This is a genomic window from Actinoplanes missouriensis 431 (assembly GCF_000284295.1).
Lineage (GTDB): Bacteria > Actinomycetota > Actinomycetes > Mycobacteriales > Micromonosporaceae > Actinoplanes > Actinoplanes missouriensis.
Window position 1 is genome coordinate 2,625,845 of the sequence record NC_017093.1, and the last position, 25,022, is coordinate 2,650,866.

Sequence of the window (25,022 nt, forward strand, 5' to 3'; positions counted from 1 at the left end):
TTCAGGAGGCGGTGGCGTACAGACGCCGGATCAACAGGAGCAGGAACGGGGTGCCGACCAGGGCGGTGATGATGCCGATCGGGATCTCCTGCGGGGCGAGCAGCACCCGGGCGATCACGTCCGCCCAGACCAGCAGGATCGCGCCGAGCAGGGCGGCCACCGGGACCACCCGCACGTGCGGGGCGCCGACGATCCGGCGAGCCAGATGGGGTACGACCAGACCGACGAACCCGATGCTCCCGGAGGCGGAGACCAGCACCCCGACGCAGAGCGACACCACCACGAGCAGTCGCAGGCGCAGCCGGTCCGGGGCGATGCCCAGCGTGTGGGCCGTCTCGTCGCCGACGGCCAGGGCGTCCAGGCTGCGGCCGATCACGGTGAGGTACCCGATGGTGCCGCCGATCACCACGGCGGCGACCGCGAGCAGCGCGTCCCAGCGGGCCAGGCCCAGCGAGCCGAGCAGCCAGAACATCACCGATCGGGCGCCTTCGGCACTCCCGGACGCGAAGATCAGGAAGCTGGTGGTGGCGTACAGGGCGTAGCCGACCGCGACGCCGGCGAGCAGCAGGCGGATCGAGGTGACCCGGCCGCCGCTGCGGGCGATCAGGAAGACGCCCAGGGAGGCGGCCATCGCGCCGAGGAAGGCGCTGGTGGAGAGCGCGTACTGGCCGAAGCCCGCGCCCGCTCCGAAGAGGATGGCCGCCGCGGCGCCGCTGGACGCGCCCGAGTTGATGCCGAGCAGGTAGGGGTCGGCGAGCACGTTGCGGACCATCGCCTGCAGGGCCACGCCGCAGACCGCCAGGCCCGCGCCGACCAGGATGCCGAGGATCACCCGGGGGAGCCGGACCTGCCAGACGATGGCTTCCTGCGGCGGGGTCCAGGTGACGTCGCCGATGCCGAGCAGCTGGTGGGCGATGATCCGGGCCACGGTGGCCGGGCTGATGCCGATCGCCCCCGTGCCGACGGCGACCAGCCCGGTCACGACGAGGGCCGCAGTGAGGACCGTCAGCCAGATCGTGGTCCGGCGTCGCTGCACGCCGACGCCGAGCACGTCGGTGGTCACGTTGTTCTTGCTCCCCGGTTGTTGCCAAATATTGGCAACAACCTAACAGCAAGATCTTCAGGGGGTCCAGCCCAGGGCCTCGTCCACTCTGCTCAGCACCGCGTCGTCGTCCTGGCCCACGCCGCGCAGCAGGTCGACGGCTGTCGTGCGGATCTGACCGACGATCATCGTGACCGGCAGCGGCGGCGCCTCGTCCAGAAGCTTCCCGGCGATACGTACCGCTTCCAGCGCGTCCGCGTCGGCCTGCCCGGCGTGCCGATCCGGGTCGTCGCGCCCGGTCAGGTCGGTGGCGAGGGACTCACCGGCCGACCGCACCGCCCCGGCCAGCGCACCGATCGCCCGATTCAGATCAGGCGGGGTCTCGCTGTGCAGACGGGTCAGCGTCACCGCGTTCCGGGCCAGCATCCACACGTTGCCGACCACGTGATCCAACTGGTGGGTGGTCTCCTCGACGTTGCGCACCTGACGCAGCCGGCGCCGCTTGCGCACCCGCAGCCGCAGCGTCTCGCCGGCCGCCAGAGCCGCCGCATGCAGCCTTTCCACACAGACATTCAATTGATGGGTACGGTCGAGAACCGCATCCGCCGCTTTTTCGTCGTGCCGGGTCAGCGCCTCGTTGAGGTCGTCCAGCAGGTCGGCGAGGTCCGCGTAGGTGCGCCGCGCCTCGGCGACCAGCGGAGCGAGTGGCTTGCGCGCCACCAGCAGCTGACTCGCCGCGATCGCCACCGCGCCGCCGATCAGCGCGTCGGCGAACCGGAACGGCACCAGCCGGCCCTGCGGAGCGGCGACCACCACCAGATAGATCGCCGAGATCGCGGAGTTCGTCACGAGGGTGCTGCTCGCCCCGGCCGCGATCATCGGACCGACGGTGAGCAGCAACACCACGAAGAGGCTGAGCACCCCCGATCCGAGCCCCAGCACCACCAGCTCGGCGACCAGCACGCCGGCGGCCACCCCGAAGACGATCTCGGTGGTCTGGCGGAGCTGCCGGCCCCGGGACTCGGCGAGCACGATGAGCGTGGCGGACGGCGCGAAGAGCGGGTCCGGGTGGCCGATCACGTGCGCGGCGAGAAGCCAGGCGACGGTCGCGGCCGTGGCGGCGACGCCCGCCGGCAGCAGTGCTTTGATCTTGAACACGGGAAATCGATCTACCCGAGGCCTCGAAGGGCCAACCATGGGTATGAGATGGCGCATGACAACTCTGCGTGCCGTGGTGCTGGTCTGCACCCTCAAACCGTCGCCCGCCGAATCCAGCGCCGAGCTGCTCGGTCGCGAGGTGCTCACCGCCCTGTCCGACCACGACGTCACCGGCGAGGTGATCCGGGTCGCCGACCACGATGTGAAGTTCGGGGTGTCCACGGACGAGGGTGACGGCGACGAATGGCCGGCCATCCGCGCGAAGATCCTCGACGCCCAGCTGCTGATCATCGCGACGCCGATCTGGATGGGTCAGCCCTCGAGCGTCTGCAAGATGGTCCTGGAACGCCTCGACGCGGAACTGTCCGAGGAACCGCCGACGATTCCGGGCAAGGTGGCGGCGGTCGCCGTGGTCGGCAACGAGGACGGGGCGCATCACGTCACCGCCGAGGTGCTGCAGGCGCTCAATGACGTCGGGTTCACGGTGGCGGGGAGCGCGTCGACGTACTGGGTGGGGGAGGCCATGGGCGGTCTCGACTACAAGGACGCCGGTCCGAAGGCGGACACCACGGGGGCCGCCACCACGACGCTGGCAGCCAACGCGGCGCACCTGGCGCATCTGCTCGCGCGTGAGCCGTACCCTGCTTCCTCGTGACCGATGGTCCGTCCGCTTTGTGCCTGCCGGAACTCGTGCGGCGTTCGTCGGACCAGCGCTGACCGCCAGCCGAGCGCATCGGGCTGGCGGTCAGTGCTGTCGCGGAGGCTCCCGACAGCACTCAGCGCCGGCTGGTCCGGCTGGGCGTGAGTGTCGCTGGTGAGGGGTGATCATGTTCGCGAGACGTTCGCTCCTTTCGGCGCACACGCAACGCCGGCGCCGCGGAGGCGAGGTCACACGCAACGCCTGCGTGGCGATTCATCAACGCCAGGGCCGGGATGGCGGCACACGAACCGCTTCGGTGCGACCTCATCGTGGCCGGCGCGAACGTCGGCGCGCCGCCGGCTGTGCGGCATCCTGCGAACGGGCTGAGCGAATCCCGCACCCCGCACCCCGCACCCCGCACCCCGCACCCCGCACCCCGCACCCCGCACCCCGCACCCCGCGACGAACAGCCGCAGCTCACCCTGATGATCAACTCGAGCTGAGTGGCATTGCGGCTGGTCCGGCTGGTTGTGAGTGTCGCTGGTAAGGGGCGCGAGCAGCACTGGGCGCCGGCTGGTCCGGCTGGTGCTCAGTGCTGTTCGCGCTGCGGGACTGGGCGGGGCCCGGCCCGGCCCCCGTCGCCGGCGGTCGCCGGGCGGCCCTGCGTTGCAGGTGGTCGCGTGGCTTCTCGGGGACTGGTCCGGTGCGGTTGGGGGCGGGGTTATGCGTACAGGATGTGTTCGGAGGTTCGGGAGGCCAGGGCCATGATGGTGATCATCGGGTTGGTGCCGGACGGGGTGGGGAAGGCTGAGGCGTCGCCGATCCAGACGCCGGGGGTGTCGTGGAGTTCGCCTCGCGGGGTGGCGACGCTGGTGGCGGGGTCGGCGCCCATGCGGCAGCTGCCCATCTGGTGTGCGGCGAAGAGGGTGGCGCCGCCGGCCCGGAGCGGGACCGAGGACGCGCGCGCGATGTAGGCCTCGAGGTCCTCGCCCCGCTGCCACGCGGAGAGGCCGTGCGCGAACAGCTGGATGCGGCGGGCGCCGGCGGCGTGGTGGAGGCGGATCTCGGCTTCGATGGCGCGGCGGGTGTTGCGGACGTCGAGGTCGTCGGTGAGGTCGTAGAACGCGACGGTGTTGCCGGACTCGTCGAGGGTGACGCGGCCGTGGCCGTGGTCGCGGATCAGTCCGATGTAGGAGCCGTTGTTGCGGAACGTGGACATCGCCTGTTTGTGGTCCTCGGGCGAGGTGAACGGGATGGAGCCGGCGGCGAGGCCCGTCGTGTACTGGACGCTCTCCATGAGGAAGCCGTAACCGTCCTCGATGGTCGCGAACTCGTTGACCAGGCCGGCCTGCGGGGCGCCCCACCAGGCGCGCATGTCGGTTCCGTAGTCGCCCATGGTGACCGTGCACGGGTGCAGGCGCAGGTAGTCGCCGACGGCGGGGCCGCCGATGCCGGAGCGCAGGAGCACGCCGGGGGATTCCAGGGCGCCGGCGGCGAGGACGACGATCGGCGCGGTGACGGTGACGGTGTGTTTCCCGACCTGTCCGACGGCGCCGGCGGCCCGGCCGTCGCGCGTGAGGATCCGGTCGACCCGGCAGTTGTCGACGACCTGAGCGCCGTGCTCCAGCACCGCCTTCTCCAGGTACACCTTGAGCGTCGACTGCTTCGCCCCGGACCGGTCGCCGAAACCGAGATGCCCGGCGATCGCCGCGTCGTGCCGTTTCTCGTCCCAGTTGCGCTGCACGGTGGCGAACGACCAGCCCAGCTTGTCCGCGCCACGCTGCATCGCCTCGTGGACCTTGTTGAACTCCGAGCACCGATCGTTGACGGACATCTCCCGCCACACGGTGTCGAGGTGCCTGTCGAACTCGGAAGTCGCCACGTCGGTGAGGCCGTGTTCACTGGCCCACTGCTCGCGGACGTGGTCCTTGGTACGCAGGCAGTTCGTCCAGTTGATAACGGTCCCGCCGCCCACTCCGGCGCCCGCCATCAGCGTGATGTTGCCGTCGCCGGTCGGCGTGGGACCGCCGCGCCAGTACGAGCGCTGGTACGCCGGCAGCTCCAGCTGATCGAAGTCGGACTCGGTGCTGTAGCGGCCCGCCTCCAGGACGATCACCCGCTTGCCCGCTGCGGCGAGCCGCCCGGCGATCAGGCCGCCGCCCGCGCCGGAACCGATCACGACGGCGTCGGCGTCCAGTTCGAGGTCGCGGTCCGGGCGCAGCGGGGTGATCCTCCGGTCGTCGGCGGGCACGCGTGCGTCGACGGGTCCGGGGTAGCCGATCGTTGTCCAGAACGGGTTGTGCCCGTTCTCGTCGGTGATCCCGTAGGTGACGAGCAGGATCACCGTGGTCAGCGCGGCGATCCCGGCGGCCGCCTCCGGGGAGGCCTGGGTGACGCCGGCGAGGACCTGCTCGGGCGCCTGGTGGAAGCCGTTCGCGGCGAGCGCGTCGAAGAGGGCGGCGAGCCCGGCCTGCTGCTCGGGTGGCATGCCCGAGATCATCGCGAGGACCCCCTGGTCGGCGCCGACGTCGGTGGCGCGGCGGGCCCAGAAGCCGTCCGGGTCGTCGGGGCGGTCCAGGGACGGGACGATGGTGTCGCAGAGAAGCCGGAGTGTCTGAATCTGGTCAGGGGTCACGGAGCGGTCCTCCTACGTCGCGGTGGTCATCAATCTATGGCTTTCGCTCCATGATTCAGTCAGCCGTTCGTTCATTACGTGATTTCTCGTTAACTTTCCCGGTATGCAGTCGGGTAGTTCTGCATATTCTCCTGCGTGGTGCGCGGGCCGCGGAGCGGGTGGAATGGGGGAACACTCAACGAGAGGGAGCACATGAAGCCCACGATCGTCCTCGTCCACGGCGCCTTCGCCGAGTCCGCGAGCTGGAACGAGGTGATTGCGCAACTGCAGGCCGAGGGCTACCCGGTGATCGCCGCCCCGAACCCGCTGCGCAGCGTCTCCGGCGACGCGGCCGTCGTGTCCGCGCTGCTCGCCACGATCGACGGCCCGGTCGTGCTGGCCGGTCACTCGTACGGTGGTCAGGTCATCTCCAACGCCGCCGTCGGGCACGACAACGTCAAGGCGCTGGTCTTCGTCGCGGCGTTCGCGCCGGAGGCGGGGGAGAGCATCGGGTTCCTGTCCGGCAAGTTCCCGGGCAGCACGCTCGGCGAGACGCTGCGCGAGGTGCCCCTCGCCGACGGCAGCGTCGACCTGTTCATCCGGCCGGAGAAGTTCCACCAGCAGTTCATCGGTGACGTCTCCGCCGAGGTGGCCGCCCTGGCCGCCGCCACGCAGCGCCCGCTGAACACCACGGCGCTCAACGAGGGCTCCGGCGAGCCGGCGTGGAAGAACGTCCCGTCCTGGTTCATCTACCCGGAGCTGGACCTCAACATCCCGCTCGCGGCGCACCGCTTCATGGCGGAGCGGGCCGGCGCGCGGACCACGGTGGAGCTGCCGGGCGCCTCGCACGCGATCCCGGCGTCCGAGCCGGCGGCGGTCGCCGAGACCATCCTGCGGGCGGCGCGCTCGGTGGCGTAACGCGTGACGTAGCGATCTTGGCGATTTCGGGCAGAACGGGGGTGCCGAAATCGCCAAGATCGGCGCAACCCCCGGCTTTCGTCCGGAACGACGAAAGTGTGGACACGTCCATCGAAAGTCATTAACGTCTCTGTCACCAAGCGGAACCCTCCCTCGGTCCCGCTTCCCCGGCCAGGGTCGGTGAGTAGGCGCAGGTCCCGCACCTGGCATCCGTCCAAGAAGTGGACCTGCCATGCGCCTTTTACCGATCGTCGCAGCGTTGCTCCTCATCCCGTCGCCCGCGCTCGCCCACCCGGTCGATCCGGCCGACTTCCAGCAGGTCACGCTCGCCAAAGGTGTCGCCGAAGTCGGTGAGCCGATGGCCATCGCGGTCCTGCCCGACCGGTCCGTGCTGCACACCGCCCGCAACGGGACGCTGCGGCGCACCGACGCCGCCGGCACCACCACGGTGATCGGCACGCTGCCGGTTTACACCCATGACGAGGAAGGTCTGCAGGGCGTCGGGGTCGACCCCGGCTTCGCGACCAACCGCCAGATCTACCTGTACTACGCGCCGCCGCTCTCCACACCGGCCGGTGACGCGCCTGCCACGGGAACGGATTTCTCCGCCTGGAACGGGGTCAACCGGCTGTCCCGGTTCACCCTCAACGCGGACTACACGCTGAACACCGCCGGCGCGGTCACCGTGCTCGACGTGCCGGCCACCCGGGGCATCTGCTGCCACGTCGGCGGGGACATCGACTTCGACGCGGCCGGCAACCTCTATCTCTCCACCGGCGACGACAGCAACCCGTTCGACTCGGCCGGGTACTCGCCGCTGGACGAGCGCACCAACCGCAACCCCGCCTACGACGCGCAGCGGACCGCCGGCAACACGAACGACCTGCGCGGCAAGGTGCTGCGGATCAAGGTCAACGCGAACGGGACGTACTCCATCCCGAGCGGCAACCTCTTCCCATCCGGTACGGCCGGAACCCGTCCCGAGATCTACGCGATGGGTTTCCGCAACCCGTTCCGGATGAGCGTCGACAAGGCCACAGGCATCGTCTACCTCGGTGACTACGGGCCGGACGCCGGCTCCACCGATCCGAACCGCGGTCCGAGCGGGCAGGTCGAGTTCAACCGGATCACCAGTCCCGGCAACTACGGGTGGCCGTACTGCACCGGCACGAACACCACCACCGAGACGTACAACGAGTGGAACTTCAGCACCGGCACGACCGGCCCGAAGTACGCCTGCGCGGGCGGGGCGGCGAACAACTCGTTCCGCAACACCGGGCAGGCCACACTGCCACCGGCCCGGCCCGCCTGGATCCGGTACGCGGGGGACGCCGGAAGCCCGCCCGCGTTCGGCACCGGCTCGGAGTCGCCGATGGGCGGCCCGGTCTACCGCTACGACGCCGCCAGCACCTCGGCCACGAAGTTCCCGCAGTCGCTCGACGGTCACTTCTTCGCCGGTGAGCTGGGCCGGGGCTGGATCAAGCCGATCCACGTCGGCGCGGACGGCGCGGTCGGGGAGATCTCGGACTTCGGTTGGGGCGGCAAGCAGGTGATGGACATGGCGTTCGGGCCGGAGGGCTCGCTCTACGTCCTGGACTACGGCACCGGCTATTTCAACGGGGACGCGAACTCGGCGCTCTACCGGTACGACTACGTCGCCGGCGGCAACCGGGCGCCGACGGCCGTCGCGGCGGGCACGCCGACGTCCGGCCAGGCGCCGCTCACCGTGACGTTCTCGTCCGCCGGGTCGTCGGACCCGGAGGGCGGCGCCCTGACCTACTCCTGGGCCTTCGGCGACGGCACGACATCGACAGCCGCCAACCCCACCAAGACCTACGCGTCGAACGGCACCTACAACGTGACCCTCACGGTGACCGACCCGCAGGGCGCCACCGGCACGGCGAGCGTGCAGATCGGGGTCGGCAACACGGCGCCCGCGGTCAGCATCGGCACCCCCGGCAACGGGCAGCTCTTCTCCTACGGCGACACGGTCCCGTTCACGTTCACCCCGTCCGACCCCGAGGACGGCGCGATCGACTGCGGGCGGGCGAAGATGACCTACGTGCTCGGCCACGACAGCCACGGCCACCAGATCACCTCGGCGACCGGCTGCACCGGCGTGATCACGATCCCGGTCGACGGCGAGCACGACGCGGCGGCCAACATCTTCGCGGTGTTCGACGCCGAGTACACCGACGCGGCCGGGCTCACCACGCACAAGCAGCACATCCTGCAGCCCCGGCACCGGCAGGCCGAGCACTACAAGACGTCGTCCGGGATCAACACGTTCACCAAGACCCCGGCCGAGGGCGGGAAGACGGTCGGCGACATCACCAACGGGGACTGGATCGCGTTCGAGCCGTACCAGCTGGGCAACGTCACCTCGTTCACCGCGCGGGTGTCGTCCGCCGGCGTCGGCGGGACGCTCCAGGTCCGGGCCGGATCATCGACGGGTACGGTCCTCGGCTCGGCCACCGTGCCGGTGACCGGCGCCTGGGACTCGTTCACGAACGTCACCGGCACGATCACCGGCGCGCCGCTCGGCACCACCACGCTGTACCTGACGTTTGCCGGGGCGGCCGGGGCGCTCTTCGACCTGGACTCGTTCACGTTCAGCACGCAGAGCTCGGGGCCGGTCAAGGGCCTGGCGGGCAAGTGCCTGGACATCGCCGGGGCGGCCTCCGCCGACGGTACGAAGGTGCAGCTCTACACGTGCAACAGCACCGCCGCGCAGCACTGGGCGCGCACCGGCCAGACCTTCCGCGCCCTGGGCAAGTGCCTCGACGTGGCGGGTGGCGCCACCCCGAACGGCACCAAGGTCCAGCTCTACACCTGCAACGGCTCGGCGGCGCAGAACTGGACGCCGCAGGCCGACGGCACGATCCGCAACCCGCAGTCCGGACGCTGTCTCGACGTCAGCCAGAACAGCTCCGCGGACGGTCAGCAGATCCACATCTGGGACTGTCACACCGGGGCCAACCAGAAATGGGTGCTGTCATGAGAAGGGCTCTACTGATTTTCGCCATGGTCGCCGCTTCACTCGGCGTCCCCGCTGCCGCGCACGCCGACACCCCCTATGACGTGCTGGTCTTCTCTCGCACCGCCGGGTTCCGGCACGACTCGATCGCGGCCGGCGTGCAGGCCGTCCGCGAGCTCGGCGCCGCGAACGGCTTCACCGTGACCGCCACCGAGGACCCGGCCGTGTTCACCACGGCCGGGCTGGCCGGGTACGAAGCCGCGATCTTCCTGAACACCACCGGCGACGTGCTCAACGCCGCCCAGCAGACCGCGTTCGAGACCTGGATCCGCTCCGGGCGCGGCTTCGTCGGGGTGCACGCCGCCGCCGACACCGAGTACGACTGGCCGTTCTACGGCGAGCTGGTCGGCGCCTGGTTCGCCTCCCACCCGGCGATCCAGCCCGCCACCGTGAAGGTCGAGGACCGGGCGCATCCGGCGACCGCGCATCTGCCGCAGACCTGGAACCGCACCGACGAGTGGTACGACTACCGCACCAACGCCCGTGCCGGCGCGCACATCCTCGCGACGCTGGACGAGACGTCGTACTCCGGCGGCACGATGGGCGCCGACCACCCGCACGCGTGGTGCAAGCCGTACCAGGGTGGCCGGTCCTTCTACACCGGTGGCGGGCACACCGCATCGTCGTACGGTGAAAGCTCTTTCCGTTCGCATCTTCTCGGTGGCATCCGCTATGCCGCCGGCCAGGCGAAAGCGGACTGCCGGCCGGAGACCGGGTACACGCCGCTCTACAACGGATCGACCACCGGCTGGTCACAGGCCGGGCCGGGATCCTTCACCAGCGCCGACGCGACGCTGACCTCCACCGGGGGCATGGGCCTTTTCTGGTACGGGGCCAAGCAGTTCACCAGCTACTCGCTGAAACTGGACTGGCGGCTCGCCGGGGACGACAACACCGGCGTCTTCATCGGTTTCCCGCCCTCGAGCGACCCGTGGTCGGCGGTGGACAACGGTTACGAGGTGCAGATCGACGCCACCGATGCGGCGGATCGCACCACCGGCGCGGTCTACGGGTTCAAGTCGGCCGATCTCGCGGCCCGGGACGCCGCGCTGAACCCGCCCGGCGCGTGGAACACCTATGAGCTGCTGGTCGAGGGGGAGCGGCTGCGGGTGTACCTGAACGGTGCCCTGATCAACGACTTCACCAACACCGATCCGGTACGGTCGCTGGCCGGCCACATCGGCATCCAGAACCACGGTGACGGGGATGAGGCGTCGTTCCGCAACATCCGGATCAAGGAGCTCGGCGGTCCGGCCGCCGCCGGTCCGATCCGCGGCCTGGCCGGAAAGTGCCTGGATGTGGCGGGTGCGGCCACCGCCGACGGTACGAAGGTGCAGCTCTACACGTGCAACGGGACCGCCGCCCAGAACTGGGCCCGCTCCGGCGCCACGTTCCGGGCGCTGGGCAAGTGCCTCGACGTGGCGGGTGGCGGCACCGCCAACGGGACGAAGGCGCAGCTCTGGACGTGCAACGGCTCCGGCGCGCAGAACTGGGCCCCGCAGGCCGACGGCAGCATCCGCAACCCGCAGTCGGGGCGCTGCCTGGACGTCAGCCAGAACAGCTCCGCCGACGGCCAGCAGATCCACATCTGGGACTGCCACGGCGGCGCCAACCAGAAGTGGGCGCTGCCGGCCTGACCGGCAGGTGCTGCCGGCCTCGCTAGCGCAGCTCGCTGAGCAGGGCCTCGACGCGAGTCCTGATCTGGTCGCGGATCGGGCGGACGGCGTCGAGGCCCTTGCCGGCCGGGTCGTCGAGCTTCCAGTCCTCGTACCGCTTGCCGGGGAAGACCGGGCAGGCGTCGCCGCAGCCCATCGTGACGATGACGTCGGACTCCTGCGCGGCGTCCCAGGTCAGCTTGGTCGGGGACTGGTCGGTGATGTCGATGCCGACCTCCTGCATCGCCGCGACCGCGGCCGGGTTGATCGTCTCGGCGGGTGCGGAGCCGGCGGAGCGGACCTCGACGTCGTCGCCGGCGAGGTGGCGCAGCCAGCCGGCGGCCATCTGGGAGCGGCCGGCGTTGTGCACGCAGACGAACAGGACGGTGGGCTTGGTCTCGCTCATGACGGTTCCTCGCGGTGGTGGGGTGGGGCGGGTCAGCGGGCGGTCGCGGGGTGCTCGACGACGATGTCGTCCGCGGCCTCGCCGGCGTCGGGGTAGAGCGCCAGCAGCAGGGCGACGCCGATGAGCAGGCCGACGACCTGGAAGGCGACGAAGCCGGGCACCGAGCCGGGGGCGATGCCGGCGAAGGTGTCGGTGAAGGCGCGGCCGATCGTCACGGCCGGGTTGGCGAAACTGGTGCTGCTGGTGAACCAGTACGCGGCGCCGATGTAGGCGCCGACCGCCGCCGGGGCGACGGCGGCCCGGCCGGACCGGCCGAGCGCGAAGATCAGCAGGAGCAGGCCAGCCGTGGCGACGACCTCACCGAGCCAGAGGTGACCCGCGGACCGGTCCCTGGCCGAGAAGGTGATTGGGGCCAGGTCGAACATCAGGTTGGCGAGGATCGAGCCGCCGATCGCGCCCAGCGTCTGTGCGACGGCGTACCCGGCCAGGTCGGCGCCGGTGATGCCGGTGCCGGTGCGGCGGCCGAGGAACCAGTCGGCGGCCGAGACGACCGGGTTGAAGTGGGCGCCGGAGATCGGCCCGAAGGTGAGGATCAGCGCGCCGAGCGCGAGCGCGGTGGCGATCGAGTTCTCCAGCAGTTGCAGGCCGACGTCGCCCGGCGAGAGCGTGGTGGCCATGATGCCGGAGCCGACGACGGCGGTGACCAGCAGCGCGGTACCGAGGAACTCGGCCAGCATCCGCCGCCCGAGTGTGGTGGTGGGCATGAGGGCGGCTTACCCCCGCGCCGGCTCGTCGACCGCGAGCAGCGTGGACAGCTGCCGCATCAGCTCCCGGCGGGGACGGTAATAGACCCAGCTGGCGCGGCGCTCACCGTCGATCAGGCCGGCCTCGCGGAGCACCTTCAGGTGGTGCGAGATGGTCGTGCCGGAGACGGTGAACGCGGGGGTGAGGTCGCAGACGCAGATCTCCCCGCCCTCGGCGGACGCGATCATCGACATCAGCTGCAACCGGATCGGGTCACCGAGCGCCTTGAACGCCTGCGCGAGCGTGGCGGAGGCCTCAGGCGGGATGCGCACGTCCGCCATCGGCGCGCAGCACGGCGCCCCGTCCGCGGCCGGTGACACGGTCGGTGGTTTCGACATGCGTCGAGGTTGACAGATATCGAATCCGCGTGCAAGTTTGGCTTCGATGGTTGTCGAATCCGCTTCTGTTTCCACGAGGAGTCACCAGCATGATGAGCAACGTTTCCGCAGGTGGATCGATGGATGACCGGCCGGTGGCCGTGATCGGCGCCGGGCCGGTGGGCCTGGCCGCCGCCGCGCACCTGCACGAACGGGGCCTCCCGTTCGTCGTCCTGGAGGCCGGCGACCGGGTCGGCGCGTCGGTGCGGCAGTGGGCGCACGTCAGCGTGTTCAGCCCGTGGCGCTACGACATCGACGCCGCCGCTCGCCGTCTGCTCGACGAGGCCGGCTGGGCCGCCCCCGACGACGAAGGCCTGCCCACCGGCGGTCAGCTCGCCGACGACTACCTCGAGCCACTGGCGAAACTGCCCGCCATCGCGCCGCACCTGCGCCTCGGCGCGCGCGTCACCGCGATCAGCCGCCTCGGCGCCGACCGGGTGCGCACCGCCGGTCGCGACGGCCTGCCCTTCGTCGTGCGGCTCGCCGACGGGACCGAGATCGCCGCGAGGGCGGTCATCGACGCGTCCGGCACCTGGCGCACCCCGAACCCGCTCGGCGTCAACGGCCTGCCCGCCCACGGCGAGCCCGAGGCCGCCGATCTGATCGACCACGCCCTGCCCGACGTGCTCGGCGACGCGCGGGAGGCCCACGCCGGGAAGCACACGGTCGTGGTGGGCTCCGGGCACTCGGCCGCGAACACGCTGCTCGACCTGGCCCGCCTCGCCGAGACCGAGCCCGGCACGCGGATCACCTGGGCGGTTCGCGGAGGGTCGGCGCAGCGGGCGTTCGGCGGCGAGGAGGCCGACGAGCTGCCCGCCCGGGGCGCGCTCGGCAGCGGGCTGCACGCCCTGGTCGACGCCGGCAAGCTCACCCTGGTCACCGGGTTCGGCGTGCACACCGTGCGGCGCGACGGCGACGGGGTCACCCTGATCGCGGCGGACGGGCGCACCCTCGCGGCCGACCGGGTGGTCTCCGCGACCGGATTCCGGCCCGATCACGGCATCACCGGTGAGCTGCGGCTGGACGTGGACCCGATTCTGGGTTGTACCCGTACCCTCGCGGATCTGATCGACCCGAACGAGCACTCCTGCGGCACGGTGAAGCCGCACGGTCACCGCGAGCTCAGCCAGCCGGAGCCGGGCTACTACGCGGTCGGGATGAAGTCCTACGGGCGGGCGCCGACGTTCCTGATGGCCACCGGTTACGAGCAGGTGCGCTCGATCGCGGCCGCGCTCGCCGGGGATCTCGCGGCCGCCGACGACGTGCGGCTCGACCTGCCCGAGACCGGGGTGTGCAGCATCGACGCCGTCTCCTCCGGTGGTGGCTGCTGTTCGTGACCTCCGCCGGCCTCGTCCGGGCGCTGGCGATCACACAGACCATCGGGTACGGGGTACTCCACTACTCCTTCGCCGTGCTCCTCATCTCGATCGCCGCTGATCTGCACACCTCCGTCACGGCGGTGACCGGGGCGTACACCTGCTCGGTCCTGACCTCGGCCGCGCTGGCCATCCCGGTCGGCCGGTGGCTGGACCGGCACGGCGGCCGCCTGCTCATGACCGGTGGCTCGCTGCTCGGCGCCGGGCTGCTCGTCGCGTGGTCGCAGGTCGAAGCGCTGTGGCAGCTGTACGCGGTGCAGATCGGGATCGGGGTCGCCTCGGCGGCCAGCCTGTACGAAGCCGCGTTCGCCGTCGTCATCGCGTGGCATCGGCCGCAGCAGCGGTCGCGGGCGCTGCCGGCGGTGACGGTGGTGGCCGGGTTCGCCAGCACGGCCTGCTCGGCGTGCTGTCCGTCGCCGGGCGGTTGATCACCACCGGGCTGCAACGGCGGTACCGGGCCACCACGATCACCGCCGGGGTCTTCGCCGTCCAGGCCGTGGCCGTGCTGCTGCTCCCGGCCCTCGGTGCCGGCACCGGCGGAGCGATCGTGGCGGTGGTCGGATTCGGGATCGGGTTCGGCGTCGCCACGATCGCGAAACCGGTCATCCCGGCCGAACGGTACGACACCCGCCGCTACGCCACGCTCGCCGGCATCCTCGTCGCCCCGACCACCCTCGCCAAGGCGGGCGCCCCGCTGGCGGCCGCCGCGCTGCATGCCGCCACCGGGTCGTACACCGGGGTGCTCATGGGCGTCGCCGCCTGCTGCGCCATGGCCGCGGTGTCCGTCGCGGTGGTCGGCCGGCAGAGTTCACTTGCGGGACATATCCGGCGTCGGGTGGGGTAATCGCGCTGCTCCAACGCGGGGAAGGAGAGCGCGATGACCAACGTCCAGCAGCCCGAGATCCGGCGCAGCGGCGAGTCGCCGACCACCAAACAGCGCACCGAGGACGCGAATGCGACCGAGGCGCCGCACGGCAGCCACGACAAGACGGGGAACCGGCCGACGCCGGAGGACCAGGTGTCGCCGTACGACCCGTCCGAGAAGTGATCGATCCGGCGGCGGGTGGCGTGGCGCTGCCCGCCGCCGCGGGTCACGGCGCCATGGCTCGGATGCGGCTGGCGATCATACGGCGGCCGCTCGTCGGCGGGCCCAGGTCCGCCTCGTCCAGGGCTGCGCGGAGGGCGGCCCGGTCGGCGTCGGTGAAGTGGCGCAGGTTCTTCTCGGCCAGCTCGAGCGCGTGGTACTGCTCGTTGGCGGTGACCGGCATGGCGATCGCCGAGGTGAGCGTCGTCGCGTCGATGAGTCTCGGGTCGCCCTTCATCAGGCCGAGGAGCAGAACCCGTACCCCCGCGGTGGCTTTGGGAAAAAGCTGTTTGATCTCTTCCGGGTCGAAGTTGCGCTGGCGGGCGAACGCCGACGCCCGGTTGACGAGCTGATCTTGGACCTGCGTGCGGGTCTCCTTGAAGGCGTCGCCCGCGAGCTGGGTGTGCACGACGCCGTAGGCCTCGGCGATCTCGGCCAGCTCGGTGTGGTTGAGCAGGCGGGCGGTCTCCGGGGCGCCCTGGGCGGCGATCTCCCGGACCAGGCGCAGCTCGAAGCCGTCGGCGTTGACCGCGATCGCCTGAAGGTACGGGAGGACGAACGGGCTGATCAGCAAGACCGCGCCGATGATCACCAGGGCGATGAGGGCGGCGCCCGGGTCGGCAGCGAAGTAGATCTTCCAGCCGGCGGCTACCAGGGTGATGAGCCCGATGACGGCTATCGCCCAGAGCAGCCAACGTTTCTCGCCGGAACTCGCCTCTGCGGTCATCACGGCAATCTATCGGTTCGAGCGTCGCGGCGGGGGCGGTGCTTGTGGATCGTGGAGCGCTGCGGGCCGGCTGGTCCTCAGCTGCGGGCCGGCTGGTCCTCAGTGTTGCTGGAGGGCACTCGTGAGAGCACTGGGAGCCAGCCGGGCGGGGTGAGCTGGTCGTGAGTGCTGTGGGTAAGGGGTCCAGACAGCTCTCACGACCAGCCGGTCCGGCTGGTCGTGAGGGCAGTCGCGCTGGGCGCCGGCCGGACCGGCTGGTGGTGAGTGCTGTGGCGCTTTCGGGGCGGGGCGTCGGCCGGGTCGCGGTGGGGCAGCCCGGCCGGCGGGTGGGTCAGGAGGCGTAGGTCTGGAACTCGGCGATCGACGGCGTACCGGAGGAGGTTTTGATGGTGAAGGTCAGCTTGGTGAGGGACGTGGCCGGGAAGGTGATGGCGCCCGTGCCGGTGCCGGACTTCAGGATCGCGCCGGTGGAGCCGTTCCGGAGCTCGTAGGAGCCGATGTTGGCGCCCACGATGGTGACCTTGGAGACCTTGGTGGCGGTGCTCCACTTGATCGAGATGTCGCCGGTGGCGCCGTTCGGGGACCAGACGGTCGCGGTCTTGCCGTCACGGACGTTGCCGTAGCTGGTGCCGGCGGCCTTGCTGGAACCGTCCGCGCCCGCGCCAATGCTCAGGTTGGTGCCGGACGGAGCCGGCGGAACCGAGGCGGTGGGGCCGGCGGACGGCGACGTGGCCGGGCTGGACGACGGCTTCGCCGGGCTGGACGACGGCGCCGCGGTCGGGGACTTGGTGGCGCTGGAGGAGGGAGCCGCGGTCACGGCGCACTTGCCGTCGGAGACCTTCAGGCCGGTGCCCGCGCCGGCCGTCTGGGCGATCACGGTCGGTACGCACGCGGCGGTGTCCAGGGCGAACGTGTACGGCACGGTGACGCTCGTGGTCGACGCCATGGCCGGGCCTGCCGGGTTGTACTCCGCGCTCTTGGCCGACCACGTCACGTTGTCCAGCACGTTGCCCGAGGTCTGCCAGGTGCCGGCCGCGTCGGTGTAGAACGTGCCGAGCACGTCCTTGGAGTCCTCGAAATAGTTGTTGTCCACCTTGGCCTTCGCGCCGGCGCGGGAGTTGATGCCCGACTCGTTCAGCTTGAGGTAGTGGTTGTTGAACATGTGGGCGACACCGCCACGCAGCAGCGGCGTACGCGAGTCGATGTTCTCGTACTTGTTGTGGTGGTACGTGATGAAGCTGTTCCCGGTGTCGGTCTCGCTGGAGCCGACCAGGCCGCCGCGGCCGGAGTTGCGCAGGACGCTGTAGGAGAGCGTCACGTATTGGACGTCGTCCTTCATGTCGAACAGGCCGTCGAAGCCCTCCGACTCACCGCCGGACGCCTCCAGGGTGACGTGGTCGACCCACACGTTGCGGACGGTGCTCTCCATGCCGATCGCGTCGCCGCCGTTGGAGAGCGGCGAACCCGACTTCTTGACGTTCTTGACCGTCACGTTCTGCACGATGATGTTGCGGGCGTCGCGGAGGTGGATGCCGAGCTGGTCGAAGGTGGCGCCGCTGCCCACGCCGACGATCGTGACGTTGCTGACGCCCTTGAGTTCGATCCGGTCGGCGGCGGTGTTGCAGCTGTCACCTGTGACCTTGGTGGTGTTGCCGTGGTTGATCGTGCCCTGCACCTCGATGACGATCGGGGTGTCGACGGCCGCCCGCTTGCACAGCGCCTCGTGGATCTGGGTGCCGGTGGTGGCGCGTACCGTCGTGCCGCCCGCGCCGCCGGTGGTGCCGCCGTTCGCACTGGCGAAGCCGGACGCGACGTTGGTGGCGGCCGAGGCGTTCTCCTGGGGGAGGCCGAGGGCGATGCCGCCGCCGATCGCCGCCACGCCGGCCACCGCGGAGAGCCGCAGCGCGGTAGATCGCTTCATCGTGTTTCACCTGTTTCGTCGTGAAGTACGGGGGAAGTGGGGACGAATCAGAGGTGTGCCGGGATGCCCGAACGGTTGCCCGCGAGCCTGTGTGACCGTCGTCACGGCCGTTGATCGGCTAGCGTGGTCGCGATGACTCGAGACCTGCACGCGGCCCGTGACCTCGCTGCCCGGCTGGCCGTTCGCGCCGGGCGGCTGCAACTGGAACGACGCGACACGCTGGTGATGGGCGCACCCAAGGCGCACGCCAACGACGTGGTCTCCGATGTCGACATCGCCAGCGAGCGCCTGATCGTGGACGCGATCGTGGCGACCTGGCCGGACGACGAGATCCAGGCCGAGGAGGGCAACGGCCGGCCCGGTACGAGTGGCTGGTCCTGGGTCATCGATCCGCTGGACGGCACCCGCAACTACGTGAGCCGGACCGGCCCGTGGTCGGTCTGCGTCGCGCTCTACGACGGTGACCAGCCGCGGATGGCCGTCGTGCACGATCCGGCCGCGGACGAGACGTTCACGGCTGTCGACGGCGGCGGGGCGTTCCTCAACGGTGAGCCGATCGCGGCGTCGAGTGGCCCGCCGCTGGGCGAGGCGCTGATCGGCGTCAGTTTTCAGCCCAATCCCCGTACCAAGGAACGGGCCGGCCGGGTGGTCCGGGAGCTGCTGCCGCTCTCCGGTGACATCCGCCGGGTGCCGGCCGCGCTGAACCTGGTCTATCTGGCCGCCGGCCGGCTGGACGGCGGGCTGGCCCTGGACACGAAACTGTGGGACATCGCGGCGGGCGCGCTGATCGCCCGCGAGGCCGGTGTGGTGCTCGGCGGGCACGGCCCGGATTACTCCACCGAGCTGACGATCGGCGCGGCGCCGGCGCTGTGGGACTCGTTCGCCGAGCGGGTCCGCGCGATCGCCTAGGCCCTTGTGAAAAAAGGCCTAGCGCTCCAGCAGGGTCTCCAGCAGTTCGAGCAGCTGTGTGCGCTGCGCGGTTCCCAGCTGTTCCAGTGACGGTGCGAGGGTTTTCTGGACCTCGCCGTACAGTCGTTCGGTGAGCTCGGCGCCGGCCGGCGTCAGGAACACGTCGACGGCCCGGCGGTCGTCCGGGTTCTTGCCGCGCGCCAGCAGTCCCCGGCGTTCCGCGCGGTCGATCAGGCCGGACATCGTGGACTTGTCGAGCCCCAGGTAGGCGGCCAGTTCGGTGACGCGGGGACGCCTGTCGCGCAGGATGCCGAGCACGCGGAGCTGGGTCAGCGACAGGTCGTTCTCGGCGCCGATGCGGGTGAGGACGCCCGTCACGTGGAAGGTGCTGCGCACGAGCGCGTCGACGAGCGGGTCCTCGGAGGTCATGCCGCCATCCTAGTTGACATGGTTGGTATTACGAACCATTCTCAAGGTAGTTGGTAATACAAACCATCTACCCGGAGGTTTCCCATGCACGCCGCAGTCCTGTCCGCGTTCGACGCCCCGCCCGTCTACCGCGATCACCCCGAGCCGGTTGCGAAAGGCGACAACGAGATGATCGTGGACGTGCTCGCCGCCGGCCTGCACCATCTGACCCGGTCCAAGGCGACGGGCGCGCACTACAGCAGCACCGGAGCTCTGCCGCTGATCCCGGGCGCCGACGCCGTCGTGCGCGATCAGGCGGGGCGGTTGCGCTACGCGGCCCTCGACGACACCACCATGGGTACGTTCGCCGAACGCACCGTGATCGACCTGCGGCGCAGCGTCCCGCTGCCGAACGACGCCGACCCGGTCCGCATCGCCGCCGCGATGAACCCGGGGATGTCCTCCTGGGTTGCGCTGCGCCGTCGCGTCGCGTTCACGGCCGGCCAGCGGGTGCTGATCATCGGCGCGACAGGAAACGCCGGACGGATGGCCGTGCAGATCGCGAAGCTCTTCGGGGCGGCGCACGTCATCGCCGCCGGGCGTGACGAGTCCCGGCTCGCCGCGCTGACCGCGCTCGGCGCCGACGAGACGTGCACCTTCGACCGGATCGAGCGGGCCGCCGACGTCGACGTGGTGATCGACTACGTGTGGGGCGAGCCCGCCGCCACCGCCATGATCCCGATGCTGACCGCCCGCGCCGACCGGGCGGCGCCGCTGACCTGGATCCAGATCGGATCGATCGGCGGGGCGACCGCGCCGATCCCGTCGGTCGCGTTGCGCTCGGCCCGGCTGCAGCTCGTCGGCAGCGGCATCGGTTCCGTCCCGGCCCGGGACTTCATCGCCGAGCTGCCCGCCCTGGCAGCGGCGGTCACCGAGGGCGCGATCGACGTGCGGGCGCGGGCGGTGCCGCTCGCCGACGTCGAGCGGGCGTGGACCACCGACGCCGACGAGCGGCTCGTCCTGGTGCCCTGATCAGCGCTTCCAGGTGCGGACGGCGCTCCTCGTCACGTTGCCGGCGCGGTCGTACACGCGTACCTGGACCTTGATCTTCTTTCCGAATTTCTTGGTCTTGACGGAGAAGGTGTGGGGCGCCTTCACGTCCTTGGCGACGACCTTGCCGTTGATGAGCAGCTCGACCCGGTTGATGCCGTTGCGGTCGGTGGCGGAGACCGCGACCTTGACGGTCCCCTTGACCTTGGCGCGGTCGGCCGGCGCCTTGGTGATCTTCAGTTTCGGCTTGGTGTTGTCCACGACGACGGTCCGCCGGGCCGTGGTTCGGTTGCCGAGCCGGTCGGTGAGGGTCCAGGTCAGCGTCCGCACGCCGTCCGGGCCGGCCGAGGCGAGGACGGTGAACGGCGCCGTGGTCACGCGGTAGGCGTCCAGCAGGTACGCCTCGCGGATGCCGGACGGGTCGGAGCCGCTCACGGTGGTCCGGAACTGGCCGCCGCGGACGAGAGCCCGGTGGCCCGGCGTCATCGCCGTGATCCTCGGTCCGGTGTTGTCGACGGCCACGCGGCGGGTGAGGGTGGTGTGCTGGCCGAGGATGTCGTAGGCGCGGACGTCGAGCACCGCGGTCCGATTCTGACCACGGGTGTCCCAGTCGAAGAAGGGTGCCGGGTACAGGCCGGTCTCCGGGATCCGGTACGTCGACCGCAGCGTGCCGTCCACTCGCCATTCGACCCGGTCCAGCGGTGAGCTGCCGTAGGCGAATGCGGTCAGCCGGGATCTGCCGCTGACCCTGCCGTCGACGACCGGGAACTCCACCCGCGAAATGGTGGGCCCGGTGTTGTCGAGGGCGTAGAACCCGTACAGGAAGGAGGTTTTCCCGGTCTTGTCGGTCAGCTCGAAATGGACCTGCGCGCCGCCGGTGCGGCCCCTGGTGTCCCAGGTCAGCGTCCAGGGGGCGGCGGTGGCCCGGGCGACCTCGCGGCCGGTCGCGTGATCCCACAGGGAGATCAGCGCCAGGTCGCCTGAGACGTCGGTCGCGGTGAACGTGGTGACGCCGCTGATGAAGGACTCGAACGGCGGGGAGATCGTGGCGTGCGGGCTCGCGGCCCGGACGGCGGTGATCGGAGGGACCGGTGCGGCGGCCAGGGCCGGCGCCGACGCGACCGTCGAGGCGAGCAGTGTTGCCACCGTGAACAGATGAACCGAACCCATTGTCGTGCGACCCCCCGAAATATGAATGCGTCCAGATCCTAGGGGGTGATGTGCGCGATGATGACGCTATGGACGATCAAGAGCTGATCAGTTACTTGATCCGGCGCGTCAATGAGGACAACCACGCCTATGCGTACGTCGCACATCAGTTCGGTGGGGAAGCGCTGCTCGACAGCCACCTTCCGATGCTTGACCTGGTCGAAAGCCTTGCACAGGAGTGGCAGGGCATGGACCCCGCTGACGACCGCTACGCCGGCATCACCCACGCGCTGCGCGTGATCGCGCAGGCTTACCCCGGGCCATGTGTTCCCTGATCAGATCAGGGCGCGCGATCGAGTCCCGGGAACTCGAACACCTCGGCCTCGGCCGGGTCGAACCAGGCCGCCGGAGCAACGATCAGGCCGGCCGGATGCTGCACCCAGCCCAGGCTCTCGTCGACCGGCCCGGCGCCCGCGCTGGTCACCGTCGTGAGGGGACGGTCACCAGTCGTCGTACGTGTGGCCACAGGTTGTCGAGCGATCTCGTGTCGCCGGCGAGTTTCGCCAGCAGCACGGCGCCTTCGATCTGGGCGACCACGGCCCGTGCGGTGGCCAGATCGGCGTATTCGGCCGCGACGCTGCCGTCCTGGGCGCCTTCGGTGAGGTTGGCGTGGACCAGTTCGGCTTGTTCGTCGAAGGCGGCGGTGAGCCGCTGCTGAACGGCGGTCTCCTGATTGCTCAGCTCGATCGCGAGGTTGCCCAGGAGGCATCCGTCGATCCGGCCGGTTGCCTGCTGCGCCTCACGTTGGGTCTCGACGAGCCACATGATGAGCCGCTGAAGGCGTCCGGCAGCCGGTTCGGGTCCACCGAGCCGTTCGCGCCACGCTGCCCGCTGCGCCTGCCAGTGGGTGTCGATCACTTCGATGGTGAGCGCCTGTTTGGACTCGAAGAAGTGGTAGAAGCTGCCTTTGCGGACGTCGGCCCGGGCGCAGATCTCGGCCACGCCGACGGCCGCATAGCCGCGGGTGTGCAGCAGCTCACAGGCGCTGTCCCGGAGCCGGTCACGGGCGGTGCTGGTTCGACCCATGCCACGAGTATACGGCCGGTCAACTATCTTTTAGTTGACCGGTCGTCTACCTTCGGGACATCACCTCTCGAAGGGAGAGCGACATGTCCATCACTGTCGCCATCGCGTACCACAGCGGTTACGGGCACACCGCGCGCCAGGCTCAGGCCGTCGCCTTCGGCGCGGCATCGGTGCCCGGCGTCAACGCCGCGCTGCACGACATCGCCGCACTGGACGAGCCGCTGTGGCGGGCGCTCGCCGACGCCGAAGCGATCATCTTCGGCACCCCCACCTACATGGGCAGCCAGTCCGCTGTCTTCCAGACCTTCGCCGAGGCCAGCGGGTCGATCTGGGCGCAACAGGGCTGGCGCGACAAGATCGCCGCAGGGTTCACCACGTCCGCCGGCGTGAACGGCGACAAGCTGAACACCCTGTCGTCGCTGGCGGTGTTCGCCGCCCAGCACGGCATGCACTGGGTCTCGCTCGGCCTGCCCCCCGGCTGGCTCTACACCACGAACGGCGATGCGGAGGACCTCAACCGGCTGGGCGGCTTCCTGGGAGCGATGGCGCAAGCGCCGTCCGACGCGGGCCCGGACGAGGCGCCGACGACAGGCGATCTGCGCACCGCTGAGCACCTCGGTCGCCGGGTCGCGCAGGTCACGGTCGAACTGTGCCACGGCCGGCTGGTCGGTGTGGCATGAGCGCCGCCAGCCTGACCGGTCTCCTCGGCATCGACGTCCCGATCATCCAAGGGCCGTTCGGCGGTGGCCTCTCCAGCGTCGCACTCACGGCCGCGGTCAGCGGCGCCGGCGGTCTCGGCTCGTTCGGCGCCCACCACCTGGACCCCGGCTCGATCACGGCGCTCGTCGCCGAGCTCACGTCGGCGGTGCCTGACGGCCGGCCGTTCAACGTGAACCTGTGGGTACCGCACCCGCAGGAGGCGCGTCTGCGCCCGGCACCCGCGGAGTTCGCCCGGCTGCGGCCGCTCTACCAGCGGCTCGGCACGCCGGTGCCCACCTCGTACACGCCGCCGCCGGCCTTCGAGGATCAGGCGGCAGCGCTCCTGGCGGCGCAACCACCGGTGATCAGTTTCGTCATGGGCGTGCCGCCCGCCGACGTGGTGGACGAGGCACGCCGCCGCGGCATCGTGACGATCGGCACCGCCACCACCGTCGACGAAGCAGTGGCGGTGGAAGCCGCAGGACTCGACATCGTGGTCGCCTCCGGCAGCGACGCCGGCGGGCACCGGGGAGCCTTCCTGCGGCCGGTCGCCGAATCGCTCGTCGGAACCTTCTCGCTCGTTCCCCAGGTCGTCGACGCGGTCAGCATCCCCGTCGTCGCGGCCGGCGGAATCGCCGACCGACGCGGTGTGGCCGCGGCACACGCGCTCGGCGCCGCCGGCGTACAGATCGGCACCGGCTTCCTGGCGACGACGGAGTCCGGAGCCAGCCCTCTGCACAAGGCTGCCCTCACCGGCCCGGACGCTCGGATCACCGTACTCACCCGGCTGTTCTCCGGCCGCCACGCCCGGGGGATCATCAACCCCCTGATCCGGGAACTCGCGGCGGAGGAGAGGAACGTGCCCGAGTACCCGGTACAGAACGCCTTGATGCTGCCCCTGCGCCGAGCCGCCGCCGCACGCAACGACCCGGGATATGTCAACCTCTGGGCGGGACAGTCGGCAGCGCTGTCCCAGCCGGTCACCGCGCGGGAGTACCTCGCCATGCTGACGGCCGACGACGCCAACCGGTTCACCGGCGTCTGATCTGAACGGGGGGACGGAAGGGCCGTTCTCGGTATGCCGCTACGGTGGCTACACCCGCTATGGGTGTAGCCACATCCGCGGTGGGTGTAGCAGCAAAAGGGACGTATCCCGCGAGCTCCATGTTGAGCCGGGCACTACTGCGCCGCGGTCCGATGGCACCGTGAGCAGCTGCTGATCGCCCAGCCGTGTGGAGCAATGAGGACAACCACGCCTATGCGTACGTCACCCACGCGCTTCGCGTGATCGCGCAGGCTTACCGCGGTCCATATGTTCCTGATCAGATCAGGGCGCGCGCCGGGGCGCGGACCTCGGTGACGCGGAGCTCGAAGCGAGGGTGGTCCCGGGGCTCGGCGTCGTCGGAGCGGGCGGCCAGGATCAGGCCCCACTCCTGGTCGAGCCAGAGCAGCATGCGCCGGGAGCTGTGCCGGGAGTAATTCACGGCGAGGGGTACGCAGGGGCGCGCGGCCACATACTCGAGTCCCGGAAACTCGAGCACCTCGGCCTCCGCCGGGTCGAACCAGGCCGCCGGAGCAACGATCAGACCGGCCGGATGCTGCACCCAGCCCAGACTCTCGTCGACCGGCCCGGCGCCCGCGCTGGTCACCGTCGTGGTGTCGCCGGCCAGCAGCGGGATGCCGATCGGTTGTTCGAGCAGCCACCGACCGTGCCCCTGGTGAGCTAGCAGGAACGTGCCACTCTGCGGTTCCCCCAGCGGCGGCCGATTGACCCATGATCCCCGAAGCGTGACCGGGGGCGCGGTAGTGGCCGTCCCGGCGCTGGTTCCGATGAGGGCCCTGTCCGCGCTGTCCACCATGTACACGTCCTATGGTCCCGCCCGTGACCGGAGTGAACCCTGTAGCCGTGGTGCGCGCGGGGTGAAGTGGTCGGGCCGGCACGCGTGACGCCAAGCGGGCTAT

At 70.5% G+C, this 25,022-nt stretch carries 26 protein-coding genes; 13 read left to right on the forward strand and 13 right to left on the reverse strand.

What is annotated here, in order from left to right; genetic code table 11:
* Position 1: 1 nt before the first annotated feature.
* Together AMIS_RS12395 and AMIS_RS12400 are read right to left on the reverse strand one after the other, a co-directional pair.
* Positions 2-1,063 carry a FecCD family ABC transporter permease gene (locus AMIS_RS12395; RefSeq protein ID WP_014442623.1) on the reverse strand — a complete coding sequence of 354 codons (1,062 nt, stop codon included), beginning with the start codon at positions 1,061-1,063 and terminating at the stop codon, positions 2-4.
* Between the two features lie 57 nt (positions 1,064-1,120).
* Entirely contained in the window at positions 1,121-2,200 is a 1,080-nt protein-coding gene (locus tag AMIS_RS12400) for an FUSC family protein (protein WP_014442624.1), read from the reverse strand.
* Between the two features lie 55 nt (positions 2,201-2,255).
* On the opposite strand from AMIS_RS12400, the gene AMIS_RS12405 reads away from it, so the two are divergent.
* Positions 2,256-2,855 carry a flavodoxin family protein gene (locus AMIS_RS12405; RefSeq protein ID WP_014442625.1) on the forward strand — a complete coding sequence of 200 codons (600 nt, stop codon included), beginning with the start codon at positions 2,256-2,258 and terminating at the stop codon, positions 2,853-2,855.
* 706 nt (positions 2,856-3,561) lie between these two features.
* On the opposite strand, the gene AMIS_RS12415 is transcribed toward AMIS_RS12405, so the two are convergent.
* Complete coding sequence (locus AMIS_RS12415) at positions 3,562-5,475, reverse strand: GMC family oxidoreductase N-terminal domain-containing protein (RefSeq protein WP_014442627.1); 1,914 nt, start codon at positions 5,473-5,475, stop codon at positions 3,562-3,564.
* A 192-nt stretch (positions 5,476-5,667) separates the two neighbouring features.
* Between AMIS_RS12415 and AMIS_RS12420 the strand changes: the two genes are divergently transcribed.
* The 3 genes from AMIS_RS12420 to AMIS_RS12430 all read left to right on the forward strand — a co-directional run bounded on the left by AMIS_RS12420 (position 5,668) and on the right by AMIS_RS12430 (position 11,046).
* A complete protein-coding gene (locus tag AMIS_RS12420) occupies positions 5,668-6,372 on the forward strand; it encodes an alpha/beta fold hydrolase (protein ID WP_051041939.1) in 705 nt (234 codons plus the stop codon).
* A 232-nt stretch (positions 6,373-6,604) separates the two neighbouring features.
* Positions 6,605-9,373 (forward strand): PQQ-dependent sugar dehydrogenase, encoded by a 2,769-nt coding sequence (locus tag AMIS_RS12425; protein WP_014442629.1) that lies wholly within the window; start codon positions 6,605-6,607, stop codon positions 9,371-9,373.
* A complete protein-coding gene (locus AMIS_RS12430; protein WP_014442630.1) occupies positions 9,370-11,046 on the forward strand; it encodes a ThuA domain-containing protein in 1,677 nt (558 codons plus the stop codon). The genes AMIS_RS12425 and AMIS_RS12430 overlap by 4 nt, the downstream gene beginning before the upstream one ends.
* A 22-nt stretch (positions 11,047-11,068) precedes the next feature.
* Here AMIS_RS12430 and AMIS_RS12435 read toward each other — a convergent pair whose 3' ends face one another.
* The 3 genes from AMIS_RS12435 to AMIS_RS12445 are packed head-to-tail and all read right to left on the reverse strand — an operon-like array spanning position 11,069 to position 12,612.
* A complete protein-coding gene (locus tag AMIS_RS12435; protein ID WP_014442631.1) occupies positions 11,069-11,470 on the reverse strand; it encodes an arsenate reductase ArsC in 402 nt (133 codons plus the stop codon).
* Between the two features lie 32 nt (positions 11,471-11,502).
* Entirely contained in the window at positions 11,503-12,234 is a 732-nt protein-coding gene (locus AMIS_RS12440) for an aquaporin (RefSeq protein WP_014442632.1), read from the reverse strand.
* A 9-nt stretch (positions 12,235-12,243) separates the two neighbouring features.
* Positions 12,244-12,612 (reverse strand): ArsR/SmtB family transcription factor, encoded by a 369-nt coding sequence (locus AMIS_RS12445; RefSeq protein ID WP_041829716.1) that lies wholly within the window; start codon positions 12,610-12,612, stop codon positions 12,244-12,246.
* 119 nt (positions 12,613-12,731) lie between these two features.
* Here AMIS_RS12445 and AMIS_RS12450 point away from each other — a divergent pair, with 119 nt between their 5' ends.
* The 4 genes from AMIS_RS12450 to AMIS_RS43335 are packed head-to-tail and all read left to right on the forward strand — an operon-like array spanning position 12,732 to position 15,075.
* On the forward strand, positions 12,732-13,988 hold the full coding sequence (locus AMIS_RS12450; protein ID WP_041829717.1) for an FAD-dependent oxidoreductase: 1,257 nt from the start codon (positions 12,732-12,734) through the stop codon (positions 13,986-13,988).
* On the forward strand, positions 13,985-14,455 hold the full coding sequence (locus AMIS_RS44065; RefSeq protein WP_014442635.1) for an MFS transporter: 471 nt from the start codon (positions 13,985-13,987) through the stop codon (positions 14,453-14,455). Before AMIS_RS12450 ends, AMIS_RS44065 begins: the two co-directional genes overlap by 4 nt.
* Positions 14,431-14,871: an MFS transporter gene (locus tag AMIS_RS44070; RefSeq protein WP_051041941.1), complete on the forward strand. Its 441-nt coding sequence runs from the start codon at positions 14,431-14,433 to the stop codon at positions 14,869-14,871. Before AMIS_RS44065 ends, AMIS_RS44070 begins: the two co-directional genes overlap by 25 nt.
* A gap of 33 nt (positions 14,872-14,904) precedes the next feature.
* Entirely contained in the window at positions 14,905-15,075 is a 171-nt protein-coding gene (locus AMIS_RS43335) for a hypothetical protein (protein ID WP_014442637.1), read from the forward strand.
* A 43-nt stretch (positions 15,076-15,118) separates the two neighbouring features.
* On the opposite strand, the gene AMIS_RS12460 is transcribed toward AMIS_RS43335, so the two are convergent.
* Together AMIS_RS12460 and AMIS_RS12465 are read right to left on the reverse strand one after the other, a co-directional pair.
* On the reverse strand, positions 15,119-15,838 hold the full coding sequence (locus AMIS_RS12460) for a hypothetical protein (RefSeq protein ID WP_041829718.1): 720 nt from the start codon (positions 15,836-15,838) through the stop codon (positions 15,119-15,121).
* A 331-nt stretch (positions 15,839-16,169) separates the two neighbouring features.
* On the reverse strand, positions 16,170-17,759 hold the full coding sequence (locus AMIS_RS12465) for a pectate lyase family protein (protein ID WP_014442639.1): 1,590 nt from the start codon (positions 17,757-17,759) through the stop codon (positions 16,170-16,172).
* 132 nt (positions 17,760-17,891) lie between these two features.
* On the opposite strand from AMIS_RS12465, the gene AMIS_RS12470 reads away from it, so the two are divergent.
* On the forward strand, positions 17,892-18,668 hold the full coding sequence (locus tag AMIS_RS12470; protein ID WP_041830768.1) for an inositol monophosphatase family protein: 777 nt from the start codon (positions 17,892-17,894) through the stop codon (positions 18,666-18,668).
* An 18-nt stretch (positions 18,669-18,686) separates the two neighbouring features.
* Here the strand turns inward: AMIS_RS12470 and AMIS_RS12475 are convergent, their stop codons facing one another.
* A complete protein-coding gene (locus AMIS_RS12475) occupies positions 18,687-19,097 on the reverse strand; it encodes a MarR family winged helix-turn-helix transcriptional regulator (protein ID WP_014442641.1) in 411 nt (136 codons plus the stop codon).
* Between the two features lie 84 nt (positions 19,098-19,181).
* Between AMIS_RS12475 and AMIS_RS12480 the strand changes: the two genes are divergently transcribed.
* Positions 19,182-20,108 (forward strand): quinone oxidoreductase family protein, encoded by a 927-nt coding sequence (locus AMIS_RS12480; protein ID WP_014442642.1) that lies wholly within the window; start codon positions 19,182-19,184, stop codon positions 20,106-20,108.
* Here AMIS_RS12480 and AMIS_RS12485 read toward each other — a convergent pair whose 3' ends face one another.
* Positions 20,109-21,296 (reverse strand): Ig-like domain-containing protein, encoded by a 1,188-nt coding sequence (locus AMIS_RS12485; RefSeq protein ID WP_014442643.1) that lies wholly within the window; start codon positions 21,294-21,296, stop codon positions 20,109-20,111.
* A 68-nt stretch (positions 21,297-21,364) separates the two neighbouring features.
* Here AMIS_RS12485 and AMIS_RS12490 point away from each other — a divergent pair, with 68 nt between their 5' ends.
* Complete coding sequence (locus tag AMIS_RS12490) at positions 21,365-21,610, forward strand: hypothetical protein (RefSeq protein WP_041829719.1); 246 nt, start codon at positions 21,365-21,367, stop codon at positions 21,608-21,610.
* A gap of 5 nt (positions 21,611-21,615) precedes the next feature.
* On the opposite strand, the gene AMIS_RS42575 is transcribed toward AMIS_RS12490, so the two are convergent.
* Both AMIS_RS42575 and AMIS_RS12495 read right to left on the reverse strand, forming a co-directional pair.
* Positions 21,616-21,759, reverse strand: coding sequence for a hypothetical protein (locus tag AMIS_RS42575; RefSeq protein ID WP_014442645.1), 144 nt, complete (start codon positions 21,757-21,759; stop codon positions 21,616-21,618).
* Positions 21,756-22,361, reverse strand: a complete 606-nt coding sequence (locus AMIS_RS12495) for a TetR/AcrR family transcriptional regulator (protein WP_014442646.1) — start codon at positions 22,359-22,361, stop codon at positions 21,756-21,758. The genes AMIS_RS42575 and AMIS_RS12495 overlap by 4 nt, the downstream gene beginning before the upstream one ends.
* A gap of 83 nt (positions 22,362-22,444) precedes the next feature.
* Between AMIS_RS12495 and AMIS_RS12500 the strand changes: the two genes are divergently transcribed.
* The gene (locus tag AMIS_RS12500) at positions 22,445-23,041 is read left to right on the forward strand and encodes a flavodoxin family protein (protein ID WP_014442647.1); all 597 of its coding nucleotides are present in this window, start codon (positions 22,445-22,447) and stop codon (positions 23,039-23,041) included.
* Positions 23,038-24,105 carry an NAD(P)H-dependent flavin oxidoreductase gene (locus AMIS_RS12505; protein WP_014442648.1) on the forward strand — a complete coding sequence of 356 codons (1,068 nt, stop codon included), beginning with the start codon at positions 23,038-23,040 and terminating at the stop codon, positions 24,103-24,105. The genes AMIS_RS12500 and AMIS_RS12505 overlap by 4 nt, the downstream gene beginning before the upstream one ends.
* Before the next feature lie 277 nt (positions 24,106-24,382).
* On the opposite strand, the gene AMIS_RS12510 is transcribed toward AMIS_RS12505, so the two are convergent.
* Complete coding sequence (locus AMIS_RS12510; protein WP_014442649.1) at positions 24,383-24,919, reverse strand: hypothetical protein; 537 nt, start codon at positions 24,917-24,919, stop codon at positions 24,383-24,385.
* Positions 24,920-25,022: the final 103 nt, after the last annotated feature.

What these genes read in the sequence shown, in the direction of transcription:
- AMIS_RS12490 (WP_041829719.1), top strand. Translation starts at nt 21,365, where the DNA reads ATGGACGATCAAGAGCTGATCAGTTACTTGATCCGGCGCGTCAATGAG.
- AMIS_RS12485 (WP_014442643.1), bottom strand. Translation starts at nt 21,296, where the DNA reads ATGGGTTCGGTTCATCTGTTCACGGTGGCAACACTGCTCGCCTCGACG.
- AMIS_RS43335 (WP_014442637.1), top strand. Translation starts at nt 14,905, where the DNA reads ATGACCAACGTCCAGCAGCCCGAGATCCGGCGCAGCGGCGAGTCGCCG.
- AMIS_RS12420 (WP_051041939.1), top strand. Translation starts at nt 5,668, where the DNA reads ATGAAGCCCACGATCGTCCTCGTCCACGGCGCCTTCGCCGAGTCCGCG.
- AMIS_RS12450 (WP_041829717.1), top strand. Translation starts at nt 12,732, where the DNA reads ATGGATGACCGGCCGGTGGCCGTGATCGGCGCCGGGCCGGTGGGCCTG.
- AMIS_RS12480 (WP_014442642.1), top strand. Translation starts at nt 19,182, where the DNA reads ATGCACGCCGCAGTCCTGTCCGCGTTCGACGCCCCGCCCGTCTACCGC.
- AMIS_RS12505 (WP_014442648.1), top strand. Translation starts at nt 23,038, where the DNA reads ATGAGCGCCGCCAGCCTGACCGGTCTCCTCGGCATCGACGTCCCGATC.
- AMIS_RS12470 (WP_041830768.1), top strand. Translation starts at nt 17,892, where the DNA reads ATGACTCGAGACCTGCACGCGGCCCGTGACCTCGCTGCCCGGCTGGCC.
- AMIS_RS12425 (WP_014442629.1), top strand. Translation starts at nt 6,605, where the DNA reads ATGCGCCTTTTACCGATCGTCGCAGCGTTGCTCCTCATCCCGTCGCCC.
- AMIS_RS12405 (WP_014442625.1), top strand. Translation starts at nt 2,256, where the DNA reads ATGACAACTCTGCGTGCCGTGGTGCTGGTCTGCACCCTCAAACCGTCG.
- AMIS_RS12440 (WP_014442632.1), bottom strand. Translation starts at nt 12,234, where the DNA reads ATGCCCACCACCACACTCGGGCGGCGGATGCTGGCCGAGTTCCTCGGT.
- AMIS_RS12465 (WP_014442639.1), bottom strand. Translation starts at nt 17,759, where the DNA reads ATGAAGCGATCTACCGCGCTGCGGCTCTCCGCGGTGGCCGGCGTGGCG.
- AMIS_RS12475 (WP_014442641.1), bottom strand. Translation starts at nt 19,097, where the DNA reads ATGACCTCCGAGGACCCGCTCGTCGACGCGCTCGTGCGCAGCACCTTC.
- AMIS_RS12510 (WP_014442649.1), bottom strand. Translation starts at nt 24,919, where the DNA reads ATGGTGGACAGCGCGGACAGGGCCCTCATCGGAACCAGCGCCGGGACG.
- AMIS_RS12445 (WP_041829716.1), bottom strand. Translation starts at nt 12,612, where the DNA reads ATGTCGAAACCACCGACCGTGTCACCGGCCGCGGACGGGGCGCCGTGC.
- AMIS_RS12435 (WP_014442631.1), bottom strand. Translation starts at nt 11,470, where the DNA reads ATGAGCGAGACCAAGCCCACCGTCCTGTTCGTCTGCGTGCACAACGCC.
- AMIS_RS12500 (WP_014442647.1), top strand. Translation starts at nt 22,445, where the DNA reads ATGTCCATCACTGTCGCCATCGCGTACCACAGCGGTTACGGGCACACC.
- AMIS_RS12430 (WP_014442630.1), top strand. Translation starts at nt 9,370, where the DNA reads ATGAGAAGGGCTCTACTGATTTTCGCCATGGTCGCCGCTTCACTCGGC.
- AMIS_RS12460 (WP_041829718.1), bottom strand. Translation starts at nt 15,838, where the DNA reads ATGACCGCAGAGGCGAGTTCCGGCGAGAAACGTTGGCTGCTCTGGGCG.
- AMIS_RS12495 (WP_014442646.1), bottom strand. Translation starts at nt 22,361, where the DNA reads ATGGGTCGAACCAGCACCGCCCGTGACCGGCTCCGGGACAGCGCCTGT.